This is a genomic window from Sphingopyxis granuli (genome assembly GCF_001559015.1).
Lineage (GTDB): Bacteria > Pseudomonadota > Alphaproteobacteria > Sphingomonadales > Sphingomonadaceae > Sphingopyxis > Sphingopyxis granuli.
In genome coordinates this window covers 3,330,534-3,348,159 of record NZ_CP012199.1, presented here as the reverse complement: position 1 = coordinate 3,348,159, position 17,626 = coordinate 3,330,534, and the positions used below count along the sequence as shown (strand labels likewise).

17 protein-coding genes are annotated in these 17,626 nt (G+C 66.2%); 6 read left to right on the top strand and 11 right to left on the bottom strand.

The features are described 5' to 3' along the window. Window positions 1–278 precede the first annotated feature (278 nt). The gene (locus SGRAN_RS15280) at window positions 279–644 is read right to left on the bottom strand and encodes a PilZ domain-containing protein (RefSeq protein ID WP_067185075.1); all 366 of its coding nucleotides are present in this window, start codon (window positions 642–644) and stop codon (window positions 279–281) included. A gap of 305 nt (window positions 645–949) precedes the next feature. Between SGRAN_RS15280 and SGRAN_RS15275 the strand changes: the two genes are divergently transcribed. Together SGRAN_RS15275 and SGRAN_RS15270 are read left to right on the top strand one after the other, a co-directional pair. Next, window positions 950–2,566, top strand: a complete 1,617-nt coding sequence (locus SGRAN_RS15275; protein ID WP_067185073.1) for a lysine--tRNA ligase — start codon at window positions 950–952, stop codon at window positions 2,564–2,566. Between the two features lie 29 nt (window positions 2,567–2,595). Beyond that, window positions 2,596–3,075 (top strand): asparaginase domain-containing protein, encoded by a 480-nt coding sequence (locus tag SGRAN_RS15270; RefSeq protein WP_067185071.1) that lies wholly within the window; start codon window positions 2,596–2,598, stop codon window positions 3,073–3,075. A 20-nt stretch (window positions 3,076–3,095) separates the two neighbouring features. Here SGRAN_RS15270 and SGRAN_RS15265 read toward each other — a convergent pair whose 3' ends face one another. Further along, window positions 3,096–4,127, bottom strand: coding sequence for a fatty acid desaturase family protein (locus SGRAN_RS15265; RefSeq protein ID WP_067185068.1), 1,032 nt, complete (start codon window positions 4,125–4,127; stop codon window positions 3,096–3,098). 145 nt (window positions 4,128–4,272) lie between these two features. Here SGRAN_RS15265 and SGRAN_RS15260 point away from each other — a divergent pair, with 145 nt between their 5' ends. Beyond that, complete coding sequence (locus tag SGRAN_RS15260; RefSeq protein WP_067185066.1) at window positions 4,273–6,915, top strand: EAL domain-containing protein; 2,643 nt, start codon at window positions 4,273–4,275, stop codon at window positions 6,913–6,915. Window positions 6,916–6,922: 7 nt separating this feature from the next. Here SGRAN_RS15260 and SGRAN_RS15255 read toward each other — a convergent pair whose 3' ends face one another. The 4 genes from SGRAN_RS15255 to SGRAN_RS15240 all read right to left on the bottom strand — a co-directional run bounded on the left by SGRAN_RS15255 (window position 6,923) and on the right by SGRAN_RS15240 (window position 10,626). Further along, the gene (locus tag SGRAN_RS15255) at window positions 6,923–8,194 is read right to left on the bottom strand and encodes a metal-dependent hydrolase family protein (protein WP_067185064.1); all 1,272 of its coding nucleotides are present in this window, start codon (window positions 8,192–8,194) and stop codon (window positions 6,923–6,925) included. A 118-nt stretch (window positions 8,195–8,312) separates the two neighbouring features. Next, window positions 8,313–9,164, bottom strand: coding sequence for an RcnB family protein (locus tag SGRAN_RS15250; RefSeq protein ID WP_082737461.1), 852 nt, complete (start codon window positions 9,162–9,164; stop codon window positions 8,313–8,315). A 124-nt stretch (window positions 9,165–9,288) separates the two neighbouring features. Further along, on the bottom strand, window positions 9,289–9,834 hold the full coding sequence (locus SGRAN_RS15245) for a (2Fe-2S)-binding protein (protein WP_067185059.1): 546 nt from the start codon (window positions 9,832–9,834) through the stop codon (window positions 9,289–9,291). A 27-nt stretch (window positions 9,835–9,861) separates the two neighbouring features. Next, a complete protein-coding gene (locus SGRAN_RS15240) occupies window positions 9,862–10,626 on the bottom strand; it encodes a class II aldolase/adducin family protein (protein ID WP_067185055.1) in 765 nt (254 codons plus the stop codon). 263 nt (window positions 10,627–10,889) lie between these two features. On the opposite strand from SGRAN_RS15240, the gene rpsU reads away from it, so the two are divergent. Beyond that, on the top strand, window positions 10,890–11,096 hold the full coding sequence (rpsU, locus tag SGRAN_RS15235) for a 30S ribosomal protein S21 (RefSeq protein WP_003047635.1): 207 nt from the start codon (window positions 10,890–10,892) through the stop codon (window positions 11,094–11,096). Between the two features lie 371 nt (window positions 11,097–11,467). After that, window positions 11,468–11,992, top strand: coding sequence for an FKBP-type peptidyl-prolyl cis-trans isomerase (locus SGRAN_RS15230; protein ID WP_067185053.1), 525 nt, complete (start codon window positions 11,468–11,470; stop codon window positions 11,990–11,992). Window positions 11,993–12,585: 593 nt separating this feature from the next. Here the strand turns inward: SGRAN_RS15230 and SGRAN_RS15225 are convergent. From SGRAN_RS15225 to pyrE, 5 genes are all read right to left on the bottom strand, one after another. After that, on the bottom strand, window positions 12,586–13,668 hold the full coding sequence (locus SGRAN_RS15225) for an AI-2E family transporter (protein WP_067185050.1): 1,083 nt from the start codon (window positions 13,666–13,668) through the stop codon (window positions 12,586–12,588). A 5-nt stretch (window positions 13,669–13,673) separates the two neighbouring features. Continuing rightward, on the bottom strand, window positions 13,674–14,522 hold the full coding sequence (gene lepB / locus SGRAN_RS15220; protein ID WP_067185047.1) for a signal peptidase I: 849 nt from the start codon (window positions 14,520–14,522) through the stop codon (window positions 13,674–13,676). After that, window positions 14,519–14,926 carry a holo-ACP synthase gene (gene acpS, locus SGRAN_RS15215; RefSeq protein WP_067185045.1) on the bottom strand — a complete coding sequence of 136 codons (408 nt, stop codon included), beginning with the start codon at window positions 14,924–14,926 and terminating at the stop codon, window positions 14,519–14,521. Before acpS ends, lepB begins: the two co-directional genes overlap by 4 nt. A gap of 66 nt (window positions 14,927–14,992) precedes the next feature. After that, entirely contained in the window at window positions 14,993–15,736 is a 744-nt protein-coding gene (locus tag SGRAN_RS15210; protein WP_067185043.1) for a pyridoxine 5'-phosphate synthase, read from the bottom strand. Then, window positions 15,733–16,317, bottom strand: a complete 585-nt coding sequence (pyrE, locus tag SGRAN_RS15205) for an orotate phosphoribosyltransferase (RefSeq protein WP_067108887.1) — start codon at window positions 16,315–16,317, stop codon at window positions 15,733–15,735. Before pyrE ends, SGRAN_RS15210 begins: the two co-directional genes overlap by 4 nt. 230 nt (window positions 16,318–16,547) lie before the next feature. Between pyrE and coxB the strand changes: the two genes are divergently transcribed. Beyond that, window positions 16,548–17,609: a cytochrome c oxidase subunit II gene (gene coxB / locus SGRAN_RS15200; RefSeq protein WP_067185041.1), complete on the top strand. Its 1,062-nt coding sequence runs from the start codon at window positions 16,548–16,550 to the stop codon at window positions 17,607–17,609. Window positions 17,610–17,626 lie beyond the last annotated feature (17 nt).

The following is a 17,626-nucleotide window of genomic DNA, read 5'->3' as shown; positions in this document are numbered from 1 at the left end:
TAAGGACAAAAGAGGAACGCGGCAAGGGGCGGTGCTCTTCGGCGATATCCCTCGCTATTCGTCACCTGAACTTGTTCGGCGTATATATCCTTCAGACAGGTAAGAGGTGCGCCCTCCACGTATAGAGCTTGTTCCCCGGCGAAAGCCGGGGTCCAGATTGGCATGGACTGCCCCCCGTGGACCCCGGCTTTCGCCGGGGAACTGCATCTGTCCAAAGGGAATAATTGCCAGACAAGTTCAGCATGACAAAGCAGGGATGGATAAAACCGCCCCGCGCCTCAACTCACTCCGCGTCGCCCGAAACCGATCGCGCGGTTGCTCAGGAAGACCGGCGTCGCCGGGATCGCGGCCGCGCCGCGTGCGCGTTCGAGCGCGGCATGGAGCGGGCCCTGCGTCAGTTCATAGGGAAAGCGCACGCCCATGCGGTCCCATTCCGACCACATCACCACCGCATAGACGACCTGTCCCGCATAATGGATTTCGCAGCGCGATCGTTCGGGCAGGCTGGCGCCATCGATCCGCGCGCCGCCTTCGGACAGGTCGACGATCCGCCCCTCGACATGGTTCAGAACGCCGTTGACGATCACCTCGATGGAGACCGGGGTGCGCTTGTGCGCGCGGGGGCGGGGCGGGGTGCTGGTCATGCCGAAAGGCTAGGCCGGTCATGGTAAATATTCCGGTAACGCTCATCGGTCGCGAAACGCAAAAAACGCTCTGTCCACATTGCGCCGCCGTGCTTCATGCTGGGAGATGCGCCCCCATTCGCCATTTGCCCTTCGGCAGGAGAGGCGCCGCCTAAAGCCACAAAGGCCACTAAAATGCACTGCGCGAGCGGAGCCTTTGCGGCTTTAAACGACGATCGGCGTGGTCGCCTATGCGTTTCCACTGTGAAGTTGCGCGGAAATCCGCCCTTCTTCCCTTGGGCGCCCGTTGCCGCTATGGGCGCGCCATGACCGACTTTCATCTCCATCCGTCGCTGCGCGAACCCGCGCTAACCTCAAAGGCCTGGCCGTTCGAGGAAGCGCGCAAGCTGGTCAAACGCTATCCGGACGGCAAGCCGGGGAGCGAGCCCGTCGTCTTCGAAACTGGCTATGGCCCGTCGGGGCTGCCGCATATCGGGACCTTCAACGAGGTGCTGCGCACGACGATGGTCCGCCGCGCCTATCAGACGCTGACCGCCAATGAATCCGGAGTGCCTGCGCCGACCCGGCTGGTGGCGTTCAGCGACGACATGGACGGCCTGCGCAAGGTGCCCGACAATGTCCCGCAGCAGGAAATGCTGCGCGAACATCTGGGCAAGCCGCTCACCGCCATTCCCGACCCGTTCGGCAAATATGAAAGTTTCGCGCATTATAACAATGCGATGCTGCGCGACTTTCTCGATCGTTTCGGCTTCGATTACGAATTCGTCAGCTCGACCGAACGCTATCGGTCCGGGGCGTTTGACGACGCGCTGAAGAATGTCCTGCGCCACTATGACGCGATCATGGCGATCATGCTGCCGACGCTGCGCGCCGAGCGTGCGGCGACCTATTCGCCGGTGCTGCCGATCAGCCCGACCTCGGGCGTCGTGCTCCAGGTTCCGGTGACGGTGGTCGACGCCGACTCGGGGCTGGTGTCGTTCGAGGACGGGGGGACTGTAATCACCCACAGCATCCTGTCGGGCGGTGCCAAGCTGCAATGGAAGGTCGACTGGGCGATGCGCTGGGTCGCGCTCGGCGTCGATTACGAGATGTACGGCAAGGACCTGACCGACAGCGGCGTCCAGTCGGGCAAGATCGCGCGGGCGCTCGGCGGCCGCAAGCCCGAGGGGCTGATCTACGAGATGTTCCTCGACGAAAAGGGCGAGAAGATTTCGAAGTCGAAGGGCAACGGCCTGTCGATCGAGCAATGGCTGACCTATGGCAGCGAGGAAAGCCTCGCTTTCTATGCCTATCGCGAACCCAAGGCGGCGAAACAGCTCCACATCGGCGTGATCCCCAAGGCGATCGACGAATATCTCCAGATGCGCGGCAATTACCCGGCGCAGGAACCGGACAAGAAGCTCGGCAACCCGGTGCATCACGTCCACGCCGCGCGCGGCGAGGCTGTGCCCGCGACCGAACTGCCGGTAAGCTTCGGCCTGCTCCTCAACCTCGTCGGGGTGATGGGCGCCGATGCGTCGAAGGAGCAGATCTGGCGCTACCTCGGCCAATATGTCGCGGGGGCGGACGCGGCGACCTGGCCCGAGCTCGACCGGCTGATCGACAATGCGATGGCCTACAACCGCGACTATGTCGCGCCGACGCTCCAGCGCCGCAAGCCGCGCGGCGGCGAGGCGGCGGCGCTGGCCGAACTCGACGCGCGGCTCGCCGCGCTGCCCGCCGATACCGCCGCGGACGACATCCAGAACATCGTCTACGAGATTGGCAAGGACGAGACCTATGGCTTTGAAAACCTGCGCGAATGGTTCAAGGCGCTCTACGAGACGCTGCTTGGGTCGAGCGCCGGGCCGCGCATGGGCAGCTTCATCGCGCTGTTCGGCATCGCCAACACCCGGCGGCTGATCGCGGAGGCTTTGGCGTAATCGACCCTTGTTTTTGAGGCGGGCCTTATATGATCGACATCTTCACCACCGGCGGAACGATCGACAAGGTCTATTTCGACGCCTTGTCCGAATTCCAGATCGGGCCCGCGGCGATCCCCGACATGCTGCGCGAGAATAACGTCCATGTCCCGCACCGCGTGACGCAGCTGATGCGCAAGGACAGTCTCGAACTGGACGATGCCGACCGCGAGGCGATCCGCGTAGCGGTGGCGGCGAGCGACGCGGCGCGCATCCTCGTCACCCACGGCACCGATACCATGGTCCTGACCGGGCGGGTGCTGGCGGGAATCCCCGGCAAGACGATCGTGATGACCGGCGCGATGCAGCCCGCCTCGGTGCGCGCGAGCGACGCCGAATTCAACGTCGGCTTCGCGCTCGCCGCGGTGCAGACGCTGCCGCCGGGTGTCTATATCGCGATGAACGGCATGATCTTCGACCCCGCGACGACCGTGAAGGACCGCGCCGGCCAGCGCTTTGTCCAGCAATAGGGGGCGAGGGGCGCGCCCGGTCAGCCCTTCGCGGTGACCTGACGCAGCACCGCGCGGTAATGCGGTGCGATCGTCATCGCCTCGTGCCGCCCGGCTTCTCCCAGCATCGCATGGACTGCGGGCAGGCGATAGCAGGGCACGCCCATGAACAGATGGTGCTCGGCGTGGTAATTGACCCAATAGGGCGCCACGGTGGCGCGCGCGATCCAGCCGGCATGGGTGGTGCGTGCATGGGTGAAGGGATCGTCGCTGCCCGTCGTCGTGCAGGCATGTTCGGCGATGTTGCGGATGCGCAAGTAAAGCTGGAAGGTCGTCGCGAGGCTCAGCGTCCACAGCAGCCACGGGGTCCAGCCATAGAGGATCAGCGACGCGGCGAGCAGCACCGCCTGCACGAGCAGGAACCGGCCGACCGCGCGCGTCACCGCCATCGCGCCGGCGGCGTCGATCGTCGGCGCCGTCATGCCGTCGTCGGACTGCCGGTTGAAGGGTGTTCCGGCGCGCGTTCCGCCAGATCCTTTCGCGCCGCCTTCGCCGCGCAGCATCGCCCTGAGCCCGACGAGCGCAAAGCGGAACTGCGCGGTGCGCTGCTTGAGGAAGGTCTGCCCGGTCAGGTCGCGGACCACCTTGCGCCACAGGCTGGCGCGCGTCGTCGGAAACGGCTTCGACAGCGACAGGTCGGGATCCTCGGCCTGCTGGGTGAACTTGTGGTGCTGGAGGTGGTAGGTGCGATAGGCGAACAGGTCCGATCCGGTCGCGGCGCCGGTCAGCCACTGACCAAGGAAATTGTTCACCTTGCGCTTGGGGTGGAGCAGTCCGTGCGCCGCCTCGTGCATCAGGATCGCGAGGCCGAGCTGGCGTCCACCGACGAGGATGATCGCCAGCAGCCAGCCGACCGGGTTCTGCGCCCAGGCGGCAAGCCCCACCGCGGCGATGCTGACGATCCACGCATGCGCGACGAGCCACGGCCCCCGCCACGCCGAGACGCGCGTGATGGCAGACCATTGCGCGCGGTCGAAAAAGCGGTCGGGCGGCAGCAGGCGGACGGCAGGCATGGGCCGATCCTAACAAGTTTCGCCATGAAACGGAACATCGTCCATTCTGGCACAAAATCAGGAGTTTCGCTGGGTCCGACTAAGGATTTGGAAACCCCTTTCTGAAAGAGGGGCGGTGATCCCTTCCAGCAGGAATGACACGATCTTGGGGGCGAAACGCATCATCACACGGCCGGCCACCGGCGAAGCGTCCGCGGATGTGTCGCTGTTCGATTCGCCCGACTTCGTGGCGCGGCTGATGCGGGTCGCGCAGCTCTGGCACTATGTGCTGATCGCGCGTTCGCTCGGCTTCTTCGCCTTCGCCTTCTTTCCCGGCCCGTCGCCCTTTCTGGCGTCGCCGCTGCATTGGGCGCCGATGGCGGCGGGATTGCTGTGCGACCTTGCGTTGACGGTGATCGGTCAGGTCGCACGCAGCCGTCGGGTCGCGGCGCTGCCCGACCCGCGGCTGACCGTCCCGCTGTGCCTGGGCCTGCTTGCCGCAGGAAGCCTGCTCACCTCCGCATCGACCTTTGCCGAGATTGCGGCGCCCGATCCCGCCGGCTGGTTCGACGCCGTCCTGGCGATCCAGGCGGGCTCGATCCTCGTCGCCGCCTCGGCCGCGGCGATCGCGCGGCCCGCTTTCTTCGCCTTCGCCGGCGCCAGCGCGCTCGGCGGCGCGCTCGGCGCCGCGTCGTGGCCCTTCGCGATCGCGGGCCTCGTCTTTCTCGGCCTGCTCATCGTGATGATGCGTGAGGATATCCGGCACCAGCGCCGCGCGACGCGTGCAGCCCGTCTGGCGGTCAGCGAACAGCAGCGCGCGCTGGGCCTCGTGCGCGATTTCGAAAGGGCGGGGCGCGGCTGGTTCTGGGAAACCGACCGCCACGGCCAGCTCGTCTATATCTCGCCGACGGTCGCGGCGAAGCTCGGCCGACCGCTCGGCGACCTGCTCGGCCGGCCTTTCACCGACATCATCCGCCGCCGGCTCGGCAACGATGAAAGCGAAGAACGCACGCTCGGCTTCAGCCTGTCGTCGCGCACGCCGTTCAAGGAACTGACGGTGCAGGCGGCGGTGCCGGGCGAGGAGCGCTGGTGGTCGATCTCGGGCAATCCGATCAGCAACGAACTTGGCAATTTCCAGGGGTTCCGCGGCAGCGGTACCGACCTGACCGAGATGAAGCGGTCGGAGCGCGAGATCAATCAACTCGCGCGCTACGATACGCTCACCGGGCTCGCCAACCGGCGGCATATCGCCGACCTGCTAGAACGCGCGCTCCGCAATCACGTCGGCCAGCCTCAACCCTGCGCGCTGCTGCTGATGGACCTCGATCGTTTCAAGGCGGTCAACGACACGCTGGGCCATCCGGTCGGCGATCAGCTTCTGCAGCAGGTGGCGGGGCGGCTGACCCAGATCGTCGGCGACAGGGGCCAGGTCGGCCGTCTGGGCGGCGACGAGTTCCAGATCGTGCTGCCGCAGATGGTCCAGCCCGAAAAGCTCGCCGGCATCGCCAACGCGATCATCCTCAGCCTCGCCAAGCCCTTCGCCATCGAGGGCGAGCAGGTGCGCATCGGATCGTCGATCGGCATCGCGGTATCGGAAGGGCGGGGCATTTCCGCCTCGTCGCTCGTCCGCAACGCCGACCTTGCGCTCTATGCCGCAAAGGATGCGGGGCGCGGCGTCTATCGTTTCTATGCCGACGCGATGCACGATCAGGCGAGCGAGCGGAAAGCGATCGAGGATTCGCTGCGCGAGGCACTGGCGCGCGACGAACTGGCGCTGCTTTATCAGCCGATCGTCGATGTGAAGAGCGAGCGCATCTCGGGCTTCGAGGCGCTGATCCGCTGGCGCCGCGACACGGGAAATGTCGTCAGCCCGTCGAAATTCATCCCCATCGCCGAGGATTCGAACCTGATCGTTCCGATCGGCGAGTGGATCATCCGCACCGCCTGCGACACGATCGCACGGCTCGGCCCCGATTATCGCATCGCGGTCAACGTTTCGCCGCGGCAATTCGCCAATGAAAAGCTGCCCGCGACGGTGATGAGTGCATTGTCGGCGTCGGGCATTCGCCCCGAACAGCTCGAACTGGAAATCACCGAGGGGATATTCCTCGACGAAAGCCCCGAGAATCTGGAGATGTTCCAGCGGCTCAAGCGCACCGGGGTGCGCCTTGCGCTCGATGATTTCGGCACCGGTTATTCGGCGCTCGGCTATCTGAAGAAAGCGCCGTTCGACAAGATCAAGATCGACCAGAGCTTCGTGCTCGGCGCCGCCGACAAGAGCAGCATGAATGCGGCGATCATCGCGTCGATCGTCAGCCTTGCCGATGCGCTGGGCATGGAAACGACCGCCGAGGGAGTCGAGACGCACGATGACCTCGCGCTGATCCGCGGCCTCGGATGCAGCCATGTCCAGGGCTATATCTATGGCAAGCCGATCGATGTCGACGAGGTGCTTGCACTTCTCGATGCCGGCGGGGGCCAGGTCGTCGCGCAGGGGTTCAAGAGCGTGCGGGAAACGCGGCTGCGGACCTTCCGTACCATTCGCGTCCACAGCGGCGGCCATGATTACGACGCCATCGTCCGCAATGTCTCGTCACGCGGCGCGCTGGTCGAGGGACTGTGGAATGTACCCGAAGGAACCCCGCTGACCCTCGAATTCGGCCCCGACCTGACGATCGAGGCCGAGGCGCGCTGGTCGGATGCGAATCGCGTCGGCGTCCGCTTCGCCGAAGCGGTCGAGACGGCGCGGCTGATCGGTCAGCCGCGCCCGGCGGGCGAAGGATCGGGACGGGTCGAGCGCGCGGCCTGACCGCCGGTCAGCCGGCGATCCGCCCGCGCGTCATCACCCAATCGACCTTTTCGAGCGTCGTCACGTCGCTCAGCGGATCGCCCGACACGGCGATCATGTCGGCCGACATGCCGGGGGCGAGGCGGCCGATCTCATTCTCCATCGACAACAGGCGCGCGGCGACGGTGGTCGCGCTCGCCAGCGCCTCGCGCGGCGTCAGGCCATGCTCGACGAGCAGCGCGAACTCGTGGGCATTGCGGCCATGCTCGAAAACGCCGGCGTCGGTGCCGAAGGCGATCGGAACGCCCAGCGCTTTCGCGCGCGCCATTGCCTTGCCGACGTCGTTCAGCGTCATCCGCACCTTCGCTTCGACCGTCGGCGTATAGATGCCCTTGCCCAGCCGCTCGCGGATACCCTCGAACGCCATCAGCGTCGGAACCATATAGGTGCCCTTCGCCTTCATGACCTTCAGCGCCGCCTCGTCGGCGAAGGTGCCGTGCTCGATACTGTCGATTCCCGCGGCCGCCGCCGATTCGATGCCGCGCGCGCCGTGCGCATGCGCCATCACCTTCAATCCAAGCGAATGAGCCGTTTCGGCGATGCTCTCCATCTCGGCATTCGAGAAATGGGCGCCGAGCCCGCGGCCCTGCTGCGACAGCACGCCGCCCGTCGCGGTGATCTTGATGACATCGGCGCCCGCCCGCGACGCCTTGCGGACCTTTTCGGCGCACTCGACCGCGCCGGTGCAGGTATAGCCCTGGTCGAGCACCGCGTGGATATCCTCGCGAAAGCCGGTGACGTCGCCATGTCCGCCGATGATTGCGAGCGCCGGACCGGCGGCGACGATGCGCGGCCCCTCGATCAGGCCTTCGGCGGTGCCGCGGCGCAGCGCGAAGGCGGTATATTGCGCCGATCCCGCCTCGCGGACGGTGGTGAAGCCGGCGCGCAGCGTGATCCGCGCATTCTTTTCGCCGACCACGACGCCCCATTCGTCAGGTTCGACGGCTTCCGAGCGATAATCGCCGCCGGGATCGCCGGTCAGGTGGACGTGCAGGTCGATCAGGCCGGGAAGCAAGGTCTTGTCGCCGAGGTCGACGATCTCGGCATCCGCAGGCGCGTCGACGCGGCCGGGCGCGATCGAGGTGATGCGGTCGTCGGTGACGATGACGGTCGACGGTCCCTGTGCCGGCTGGGCGACGTCGGTGATGACATGGCCGGCATAGATGACGGTGGTCTTGGCGATGGCGGCGCTGCTCATCAGCGCGCATGTTGCTGCGGCGACCAGGCCCAGTTTGCGCATAGTGTTTCCCCTGTCTTTCCGGCCGTGACGACGCGGCGCGATAATGGGGAATGCGCATAAAAGAAGGGCCGGCGCAAGAGCCGGCCCTTCAGGGAGCTTCCGGTAACCGAAAGGAATATTACCAGAAGAAGTCGTAGATGACGTCGACCACCTCGCCCGAATAGGTATCGACGAGCAGCGCGTCGTCATAATAGCGGACCCAGCGGTAGGGGCCGTAGGCGGGCGGCAGGCGATAATAGCCGGGATCGTTGATCCAGTAGCGCTGGCTGTAGAACAGCGACCCGAGCGTGAAGCCGATGCTGAACCGGGTGTAGTTGCGTCCGCGATACGGATTATAATAGCGCGGCATCCGGTAATAGCTGCGGTTGCGATCGCGATAGCTGCGCCAGTCGTAGCGGCGATCGTCGCGCCAGCTGCGGTTCCAGTTGTTGCCGGACCGGTTGTCACGGTAGCGGCGGTCGGCGACGCGATTGCGGTCGTTCCGCCGGTCGATGCGATTGTCGTTGCGGCGGTCCCAACGGCGGTCGACAGTGCCGCTGCGATTGCGGTCCGAGCGACGGTCGACCTGCCCATTGCGGTTGCGGTCCCACTGGCGATCGGTGCGGCTGTCACGGCTCCGGTCATAGGTGGTGCCGCGCTGGCGCTGCGTGTCGCTCCGCGGTGCTTCGGTGCGCTGCTGCGGGCGCTGCCATTGCTGGCGTTGCTGCTGCTGCGGACGTTGCTGTTGCCCGTTCCAGCGCTGACTGCGCTCGGCGCGCGGCTGAACCGGCTGCTGCTGGCGCATCTGCGGGCGCGGGGCCTGCTGACGCTGGCCGCGCGCTTCGCCGCGGGGGCCGGCACTACGCGCGCCGCGATCGCCGCTGCTACCGCGCTGGCTCCACTGATGGCCGTCGCGCGCCTGCGCGGCGGCGGGGGCGATGGGGGTCAGCATCGTCGCGGCGATCAGCAACCCTCCGATCCAATTCTTCATCTCGCCATTCTCCAACTCATGTCCCGCATGCTGGAGGGGCCAGCCGGGAAGATGAATCGAAAGTTACCGCGGACAAGATGAGTCACCGCTGAACCGTGATGTTGCCTGCGGTTCAGCTTGCGGGTCAGCGTCCCGGCGGGGGACGCAGCGCGGGAATGGCGCGCGCGGCATCCTCGGGTCGGATGCCGGGGGGCGGCGCCGCGGCGATCCGTTCCTCGCCGCGCAGCACTCGTCCGGCGAGGCGGATCGCGGCGCGGATGCGCGGATAGGTGCCGCAGCGGCAGATGTTGGTCATCGCCGCGTCGATCTCCGCATCGCCGGGGTTGCTGTTCTTGCGGAGCAGCGCCGCGGCGGTCATGACCATCCCCGACTGGCAAAAGCCGCATTGCGGCACCTGCTCGGCGACCCAGGCCTGCTGGACCGGATGACTGCGATCGCGCGACAGGCCTTCGATGGTGGTAACGAAGCGCCCCTCGCATTCGGCGATGGTGACCAGGCAACTGCGGATCGCCTCGCCGTCGATGTCGACGGTGCAGGCGCCGCAATCACCGGTGCCGCAGCCATATTTGGTCCCGGTCAGGTTCGACGCATCGCGCAGCGCCCACAGCAGGGGCGTTTCGGGGTCCATGCGATATTCGACCGGACGGTCGTTGACCGAGAATTTCGTCATGCGATCCGCAATAGCGAAAGGTACGGATTAGTCACGCCAGCTCGTGTCGATCTTGTCGACCTTGCGCACCATCGCGTCGAATTCGGCCTTGCCGGCGCCGCCCGGAATCTGCGCCTGGTAAAGGTCGCGCTGGTGGACCTTCACGACGTCGTCGCCGATCAGCACCGGCTTGCCCATGCTCATCGTCGCAAGCTGGATTTCGCACGCGCGCTGGAGCGCCCAATATTTGATGAACGCCTCGGGAAGGGTGCGGCCCATCACGACGGGGCCGTGATTCTTCAGCATCAGGATGCGCTTGTCGCCCAGATGCTCGAGCAGGCGCTCGCCTTCCTCTTCGCGCACCGTGATACCCTCGAAGTCGTGATAGGCGATCTGGCCCATATAGTTGCAGGCATAGAAATTGGTCGGCTGCAGCCCGCCTTCGAGCGAGCAGACCGCCATCGTCGCGGTGGTGTGGGTGTGGATGATCGCATGCGCGTCGGGCAGCGCGCGGTGGAACAGGCTGTGCTGGACGAAACCCGCCTTGTTGACGTGCCACGGATTGTCGGCGTCGACCTTGTTGCCGTCGATGTCGATCTTGATCAGGCTCGACGCGGTGACCTCGCTGAAATGCATGCCATAGGGGTTGATCAGATAGCTGCCGTCCTCGTCGGGCAGCTTCACCGTGATGTGGTTGAAGATCATCTCGTCCCAGCCCATCATCGCGAAGATGCGGTAACAGGCGGCGAGTTCCTGCCGCGCCGTCCACTCGGCTTCGCTGTACTTGCTGTTGCGCTTGAGCTGGGTCGCCATGGCCTGATCCTCTTTCTGCTTTGGGTTTCGTCCTGCTACCTATGCCACAGGCGCGGGGCGGGGCACAATCCCGGCCGCGCGCGAACGGCGGCCGGGCTGCCGCGTCGGGGCTTGCATTTGGGCGCGAATCTCTTTAGGGGCGCTGCATCCGAACGTCGCGGTGTCGCGGCGCTCTTTTTATTGCCCGAATATCGGCGGTCACGGCATACCGGCATTCTATCCGGCGCCAGAACCGTTTGGACGAACAGGAGACGACACGGCGTATGCAGATCATCGTTCGCGACAATAATGTCGACCAGGCCCTTCGCGCGCTCAAGAAGAAGCTGCAGCGGGAGGGCGTGTATCGCGAGATGAAGCTGCGCCGTCACTATGAAAAGCCCAGCGAGAAGCGCGCGCGCGAACGCGCCGCCGCCGTCCGCCGCGCCCGCAAGATGGAGCGCAAGCGGATGGAACGCGACGGCATCAAGTAAGTCCGTTTCCCGTCCGGGATCCTGATTCGAGAAAAGGGCGCTGCGGCAACGCGGCGCCCTTTTTCGTTGGGCGCGACGTGCGGGGGGCGCGCGCCCTTACGCCCCTTTTGGTCTTGTCTGGCGACTTTCTCTTTCCAACACATAACCGTTCCCCGGCGGAAGCCGGGGGCCACGCGAGGTTGCACGACGCCATCTGGACCCCGGCTTTCGCCGGGGTACAATCCCTCGCTTGTCCGAGGGCATATACGCCAACTTGTCAGCATGGCCGGTGCATAAGCGACGCATATTGCCTCTGGACCCTTCCGCGTCGCTCCGCCTATAGGCGACGCGATATTTTCGCCCCGACACCGGGGTAGGGGAAGGATGAGAAGATGAGCGTGACTGCGGTTCCATTGCGCCCGGTGAGCAAGGGCGGGCTCTGGCTGTTGTGGATCGGGCTGGCGGTGCTGCTCGCGGTCGGCACGGCCTTCGCCTTCTCCGCGACGCCGCGCATCGGGTTCGAGGTGGTGAAGGCGGGCACCGGCCCCAGCCCGACGATCAGCGATGTCGTGCTCGTCAAATATGAGGGCAAGCTCGATGACGGAACCGTCTTCGATTCGAACGAGCAGGCGCCGATGCAGGTGGCGCAGGTCGTCCCCGGCTTTTCGGAGGCGCTGACCCGCATGCAGAAGGGCGGCAAGTACAAGATCAGCATCCCGCCCGCGCTCGGGTACGGCGACCGCGCCGTCGGGCCGATTCCCGCGAACAGCACGCTGCATTTCGACGTCGAACTGATCGACTTCCGCACCGAGGCCGAAGTGCGCGCGATGCAGCAGATGATGCAGCAGCAACAGATGATGCAGCAAGGCGGCGCTCCCGGTGTCCCCGGCGCCCCGGCGCCCGCGCCGCAGCAGTAAGGGCGCGGCCGGGCTCGTTCGGGACGGCGAATGCGCTCCGCCGGGCGGGCTTAGCGAGCGTGTAATATTATTCCAAAGTATACAAAAGTCACGCTACGTACCCCCTTGTTTCGTTCCCCGGCGGGCGAAACGCACCCGGCGCGTGCGTGCCGAAAGGCCTTCCCTGTGAGAGGGAGCCGCATATGTCCGCAAAGCGAATGAGCCATTCGGCGGTAATGTGGGAAATTTTTTGAGAGAATAGCCGCGCGTGCGCCTGCGCGGGGTCACGGCGTGACTTGTCCGGACAATCCGGCTCCGGGCGGCGTGGATCGATTCGGTCGTCTGATGCCGACCGGATTTCACCATTCTCGTTTCTTACTTCGTCGTTCCTGCGAAAGCGGGAACCCAGAGAAAGGTTAGCCGACGCCCGCTCTGGATCCCCGCTTTCGCGGAGATGACAAGATGGAAGTGTGTGGAATCCATCCCCAAGGCCATTTCAGCGATTGCGGATTTGGCCACGCTGTCCCCGGTAACGAAAGTGCGTCGGCGTCGTGTGACGTTTCGCGCCCCGCGTCCGCGGGAGCGATGGCTATTCATTCCCATAGGCTCGCGCTTCAGGAGCCCGTCGCCGCCTTCTTGTTACCGGCCTGCGAGCCGGCATTGCGCTCCGCCTCGCGTTCGAGCGCGACCTTGATCATCGCGACGATCGGGTCGGCGAGGAACAGGCCGAGGATGCCGAGCAGCGTGCCGAGCAGGATCTGCGCTGCCAGCACCAGAGCGGGCGCGAGGTCGACCGTCTGTTTCGCGACCATCGGGACGATCAGATAGCCGTCGACCGTCTGGACGAAGAAATAGATGGCAATCGCCCACAGCCCGGTATCGACGCCCGCCGAAAAGCCGACGAGGACGAGCAGCACGCCCGAGACGATCGCGCCGATGTTGGGAATGAAGGCGAGCAGGCCGGTCAGCAGACCCATCAGAACCGCCATTGGAATGCCGACCGCCAGACAGGCAAGCCATGTCCCGATCCCTTCGACCACCATGCCGAGCAGCCGCCCCGCCATCAGCCGGCGCAGCGTGAAGCCCATGCGCGCGGTGGTGATGTAGAAATCCTCGCGCGCCTTCATCGGCAGCATCCACGCCACGCCGCGTTCGTAGAGCCGCGGCTCGATCGCGAGGAAGATGCCGAGCACCATGATCATCACCAGGCTGGTGAGCGCGCCGAAGACGGTGCCCAGCGCCGCGGTGACGCGGCCGACGGTTCCGGCCAGATTGTCGGTGACCGTCTTGGTGTCGATCTCCAGATTGCCCATGCCGTGCTCGCTCGCCCAGGCGGCGACGCGGTCGATCTGCGCCATCACCACCTGCTGCAGCGCGGCGGCCTGGTCGGCGATCTGCGAGCCCGCGAACAGGATCGCCCACGCCATGAAGGCGACGATGCCGAGGCAGACGATCAGCAGTCGCCAGCTGCGCGCGATCGGCAGCACGCGGCCGAGCAGGCGCGCGCCGCCGTCGAGCATCGATGCCATCACGATCCCCGCGAAGATCAGCAGGATCGGCTGGATCAGGATGATGCAGGCGCCGATCAGCAGGGCGAGACCCAGCCATACGCTGGCCTTGAGCATTTCGGTGCGGACGAGCTGGTTGCGGATATCGGTGGGGCCGGGGGCTTCGCCCCGAGTCTTGCTGTCCGCCATGCCCGTCACTCCCTGTTTGCGCTGCCGTCACGCTCGGGCCGCAGGTTGGTTCCGGCGCGCCCCGATCGAAGTGCGGTGAACCAGCTCAGCGGGTTATACCATTTCGCGGTGCCGTCGGTCGAAAAGCTGATGATTTCGGCGCGGCCGGCGATCGCTTCGAACGGCACCGGGCCGCCGAGTCCCTTCATGCTGCTCGGCACGCGGCTGTCGGCGCTGCCGTCGCGATTGTCGCCCATCAGGAACAGATGGTCGGCCGGCACCTTGATCGGCCCGAAATCGTCGGTGACATAGCCGGGGCCCATGTCGATCGTGTCGAAGGTGGCGCCGCCGGGCAGCGTTTCGCGCACGATCGGCAGTTCGAGCACCGGCCGGCCCGCCGCATCGCGCGTCGCGAAACGGCCGAGGCCGCTGTCGGGGCCGGGCAGGTTGGGGTCGATCGGGATCGACAGCATCGGCTGGATTTCGCGCTTCACCGGCTTCCCGTTGATGATCAGCGCGCCGCCGCGCAGCTCGATCGTGTCGCCGGGGAGGCCGATGACACGCTTGATATAGTCGATCCGCGTCTCGGGATGCTCGAGGACGACGATGTCGCCGCGCGCGGGCAGGGCCGCGAACCAGCGGCCCTCCGTCCGCGGGGCGAGGTGGAAGCTGGCCGAGGCGTAGGACCAGCCATAGGGATATTTGCTGACGATCAGCCGGTCGCCGTTGCGCAGCACCGGCATCATCGAATCGGACGGGATATAGAAAGGCTTGGCGACGCAGCTGTGGATGCCGAGCACGAGCAGCAGGATCACCGCGATGTCGCGGACCAGCTTGCCCCAGCTTCCTTCGTCCTTGCTCTGCGCTTTCGTCATGCTCGGTCCTTGATCGCCTCGATGATGACGAAGGCCTGCGCCCAGGGATGGTCGTCGGTCAGCGTCAGGTGGATATGCACGTCATGCCCCGGCGGCACCATTTCGGCGAGCCGCGCCGCCGCGCCGCCGGTGAGCGCCAGCGTCGGCGCGCCCGACGCCGCGTTGACGACGCCGATGTCCTTCATGAACACACCGCGCCTGAAGCCGGTCCCGACGGCTTTCGAGAAGGCTTCCTTGGCCGCGAAGCGCTTGGCGTAGGTGCCGGCGCGGGTGAAGGGACGGCGCGCCGCCTTGGCGCGCTCGATGTCGGTGAAGACGCGCCTTTCGAAGCGCTCGCCGAAGCGGTCGAGCGACGCCTGGATGCGTTCTATGCTGCACAGGTCGGAGCCGAGGCCGATGATCATGACGGCCCCGGTGGGCCGTCATTGCGAGGAGCCGAAGGCGACGCGGCAATGACGGTGGTCATCATCCTATCCCCGCGCCTCGTCCATCAGCTCGCGCATCCGGCGCACCGCGCTTTCGAGCCCGGTGAAGATCGCCTCGCCGATCAGATAGTGGCCGATGTTGAGTTCGGCGATCTGCGGGATCGCGGCGACGGGGACGACATTGTCATAGGTCAGGCCGTGGCCCGCGTGCGGTTCGATGCCGTTCTTCCACGCGAGTGCCGCGGCGTCGGCGAGGCGGCGAAGCTCGGCGGCGCGCGCCTCGCGCTCGGCATGGGCATAGCGGCCGGTGTGGAATTCGACCACCGGCGCCTTGAGCCGCATCGCGGCCTCGATCTGGCGCGCGTCGGGTTCGATGAACAGGCTGACGCGAATCCCCGCGTCGCCCAGCCGCGCGACGATTGGCGCGAGATGATTATGCTGCCCCGCCGCGTCGAGCCCGCCCTCGGTCGTACGCTCCTCGCGCTTTTCGGGAACGATGCAGGCGGCGTGCGGCGCATGGCGCAGCGCGATGGCGAGCATCTCGTCGGTCGCCGCCATCTCGAGATTGAGCGGCAGGTCGGTCGCGGCCTGGATGCGGGCGATGTCGTCGTCGCGGATGTGGCGCCGGTCCTCGCGCAGATGCGCGGTGATGCCGTCGCCGCCGACCGCCGCGACGATCTGCGCCGCGCGCACCGGATCGGGATGGTCGCCGCCGCGTGCGTTGCGGATCGTCGCGACATGGTCGATGTTGACGCCGAGACGCAGGCGGCCGGACCGGGACGCGCTCAATTCGCGCGGCTCCCCGGCTTGATCGCCGGCGTTTCCGCCAGCTCGGGCGGCAGGTCGTCGGCGGCATAGGTCGGGAAATTGATCGCGACGAGCGGATAGAAGGGAACGCCGAGGTCGATGTTGCTTCCCGCCGAGCGGTCGACCAGCGCCGCTTCGGCCAGCACTTCGCCGCCCGCCGCGCGCACCGCCTCCATCGCCTCGCGCGACGACAGGCCGGTGGTCACGACATCCTCGACCATCAGCACCTTCGTGCCGGGGGCGATGGCGAAGCCGCGGCGCAGTTCGAAGGTGCCGGTCGGACGCTCGACGAAGATCGCGGGCTTGCCCAGCGCGCGGCCCATCTCGTGGCCGATGATGACGCCGCCCATCGCCGGCGACACGACGAGGTCGGTCGCCTGGCGCAGCTCGCGCGGCAGCTTGGCCGCGAGCGCGGAGGCAAGCCGCCCGGCGCGCTCGCTATTCATCAGGACGCGGGCGCATTGCAGATAATATTCGCTGTGGCGGCCGGAGGAGAGCAGGAAATGTCCCTGCAACAGCGCGTCGGCAGCGCGGAACTCGGCCAGTATTTCGTCGTCTGTCATGGGAGAACGGTCTTTTCTTCCTGTTGTCCCGCTTTTTTCGAAGCGGGTTGGGGTCGCCAAGATTTGCGAGCCGCAAAATAGTGTTAGAGATGCTTGAGGCAAGCGGCAAGCGGGTCTATAGCGCCCGCGAGATTCAGCCCGTTCGTTGGCATCGGCGATCCGCGATCCGCGGTCGGATGGGACGAGGCTGGATATCGGGAACAATATAGGCAACGGGCGGCACCATTCTTATGAAGAGTTTGAAAACCCTTGTAATTGCAGCGGCTTTATCGTTCGGCACCATGGGCGTGGTGCAGGCGCAGGCTCCCGCCGCCGCACCGGTCGAGGCGCCGGCGGCGACGCCGGTCGCGACTCCGGCTCCCGCCGTGACCGACGCGGCGGCGCCCGCGACGGACGCGGCCGCGGTGCCGGCCGGCGACGCGACCTATGTGCCGATGAAGCCCGTTCCGGGCGTCGGACAGCCGGTCGACGGCGGGCTGAACTTCCAGCCGCAGGCCAGCGTGCTCGGCCAGAAGGCCTATGGCCTCAGCCACCACATCCTGCTCCCCGTCATCACCGCCATTTCGCTGCTGGTGCTCGGCCTGCTGCTCTGGGTGGTCGTCCGCTATCGCGCCAGCGCCAATCCCGAACCGTCGAAGACCTCGCACAACACGATCATCGAGGTGATCTGGACCGCGGTTCCCGTGCTGATCCTCGCGGTGATCGCGGTACCGTCGATCCGCCTGCTCGCGGCGCAGTACGAACCGCCGAAGAAGGATGCGCTGACGGTCAAGGTCACCGGCTATCAATGGTATTGGGGCTATGCCTATCCCGACCAGGGCATCGGCGAATATGTGTCGAAGATGCTGACACCCGAGCAGGCGACGGCCGCGGGCGAACCCTATCATCTGGCGGTCGACAACCGCATGGTCGTTCCCGTCGGGCAGCAGGTGAAGCTGATCATCACCGGCGCCGACGTGATCCACAGCTTTGCGGTCCCGTCCTTCTGGATCAAGATGGACGCGGTGCCGGGCCGCGCCAACGAAACGACCTTCACCGTGACCAAGCCGGGCGTCTATTACGGCCAGTGCTCGGAACTGTGCGGGGTCGATCACGGCTATATGCCGATCGCGGTCGAAGCGCTGCCGATGGACAAGTGGAAGGCGTGGGTCCGCTCGCGCGGCGGTAACCCCGACAGCGCCGAAGCCGCGGCGCCCGCCGCGGCCGCGCCGGCGCCGACCGGTCCGGTCCCCGCCACCACCGAAGCCGCGCCGGCGGCGGCGCCCGCCGCCGTTCCGGCAGCCAAGAATTAAGACAAGGGGTCCGACAG

What these genes read in the sequence shown, in the direction of transcription:
- SGRAN_RS15280 (WP_067185075.1), bottom strand. Translation starts at nt 644, where the DNA reads ATGACCAGCACCCCGCCCCGCCCCCGCGCGCACAAGCGCACCCCGGTC.
- SGRAN_RS15275 (WP_067185073.1), top strand. Translation starts at nt 950, where the DNA reads ATGACCGACTTTCATCTCCATCCGTCGCTGCGCGAACCCGCGCTAACC.
- SGRAN_RS15270 (WP_067185071.1), top strand. Translation starts at nt 2,596, where the DNA reads ATGATCGACATCTTCACCACCGGCGGAACGATCGACAAGGTCTATTTC.
- SGRAN_RS15265 (WP_067185068.1), bottom strand. Translation starts at nt 4,127, where the DNA reads ATGCCTGCCGTCCGCCTGCTGCCGCCCGACCGCTTTTTCGACCGCGCG.
- SGRAN_RS15255 (WP_067185064.1), bottom strand. Translation starts at nt 8,194, where the DNA reads ATGCGCAAACTGGGCCTGGTCGCCGCAGCAACATGCGCGCTGATGAGC.
- SGRAN_RS15250 (WP_082737461.1), bottom strand. Translation starts at nt 9,164, where the DNA reads ATGAAGAATTGGATCGGAGGGTTGCTGATCGCCGCGACGATGCTGACC.
- SGRAN_RS15245 (WP_067185059.1), bottom strand. Translation starts at nt 9,834, where the DNA reads ATGACGAAATTCTCGGTCAACGACCGTCCGGTCGAATATCGCATGGAC.
- SGRAN_RS15240 (WP_067185055.1), bottom strand. Translation starts at nt 10,626, where the DNA reads ATGGCGACCCAGCTCAAGCGCAACAGCAAGTACAGCGAAGCCGAGTGG.
- rpsU (WP_003047635.1), top strand. Translation starts at nt 10,890, where the DNA reads ATGCAGATCATCGTTCGCGACAATAATGTCGACCAGGCCCTTCGCGCG.
- SGRAN_RS15230 (WP_067185053.1), top strand. Translation starts at nt 11,468, where the DNA reads ATGAGCGTGACTGCGGTTCCATTGCGCCCGGTGAGCAAGGGCGGGCTC.
- SGRAN_RS15225 (WP_067185050.1), bottom strand. Translation starts at nt 13,668, where the DNA reads ATGGCGGACAGCAAGACTCGGGGCGAAGCCCCCGGCCCCACCGATATC.
- lepB (WP_067185047.1), bottom strand. Translation starts at nt 14,522, where the DNA reads ATGACGAAAGCGCAGAGCAAGGACGAAGGAAGCTGGGGCAAGCTGGTC.
- acpS (WP_067185045.1), bottom strand. Translation starts at nt 14,926, where the DNA reads ATGATCATCGGCCTCGGCTCCGACCTGTGCAGCATAGAACGCATCCAG.
- pyrE (WP_067108887.1), bottom strand. Translation starts at nt 16,317, where the DNA reads ATGACAGACGACGAAATACTGGCCGAGTTCCGCGCTGCCGACGCGCTG.
- coxB (WP_067185041.1), top strand. Translation starts at nt 16,548, where the DNA reads ATGAAGAGTTTGAAAACCCTTGTAATTGCAGCGGCTTTATCGTTCGGC.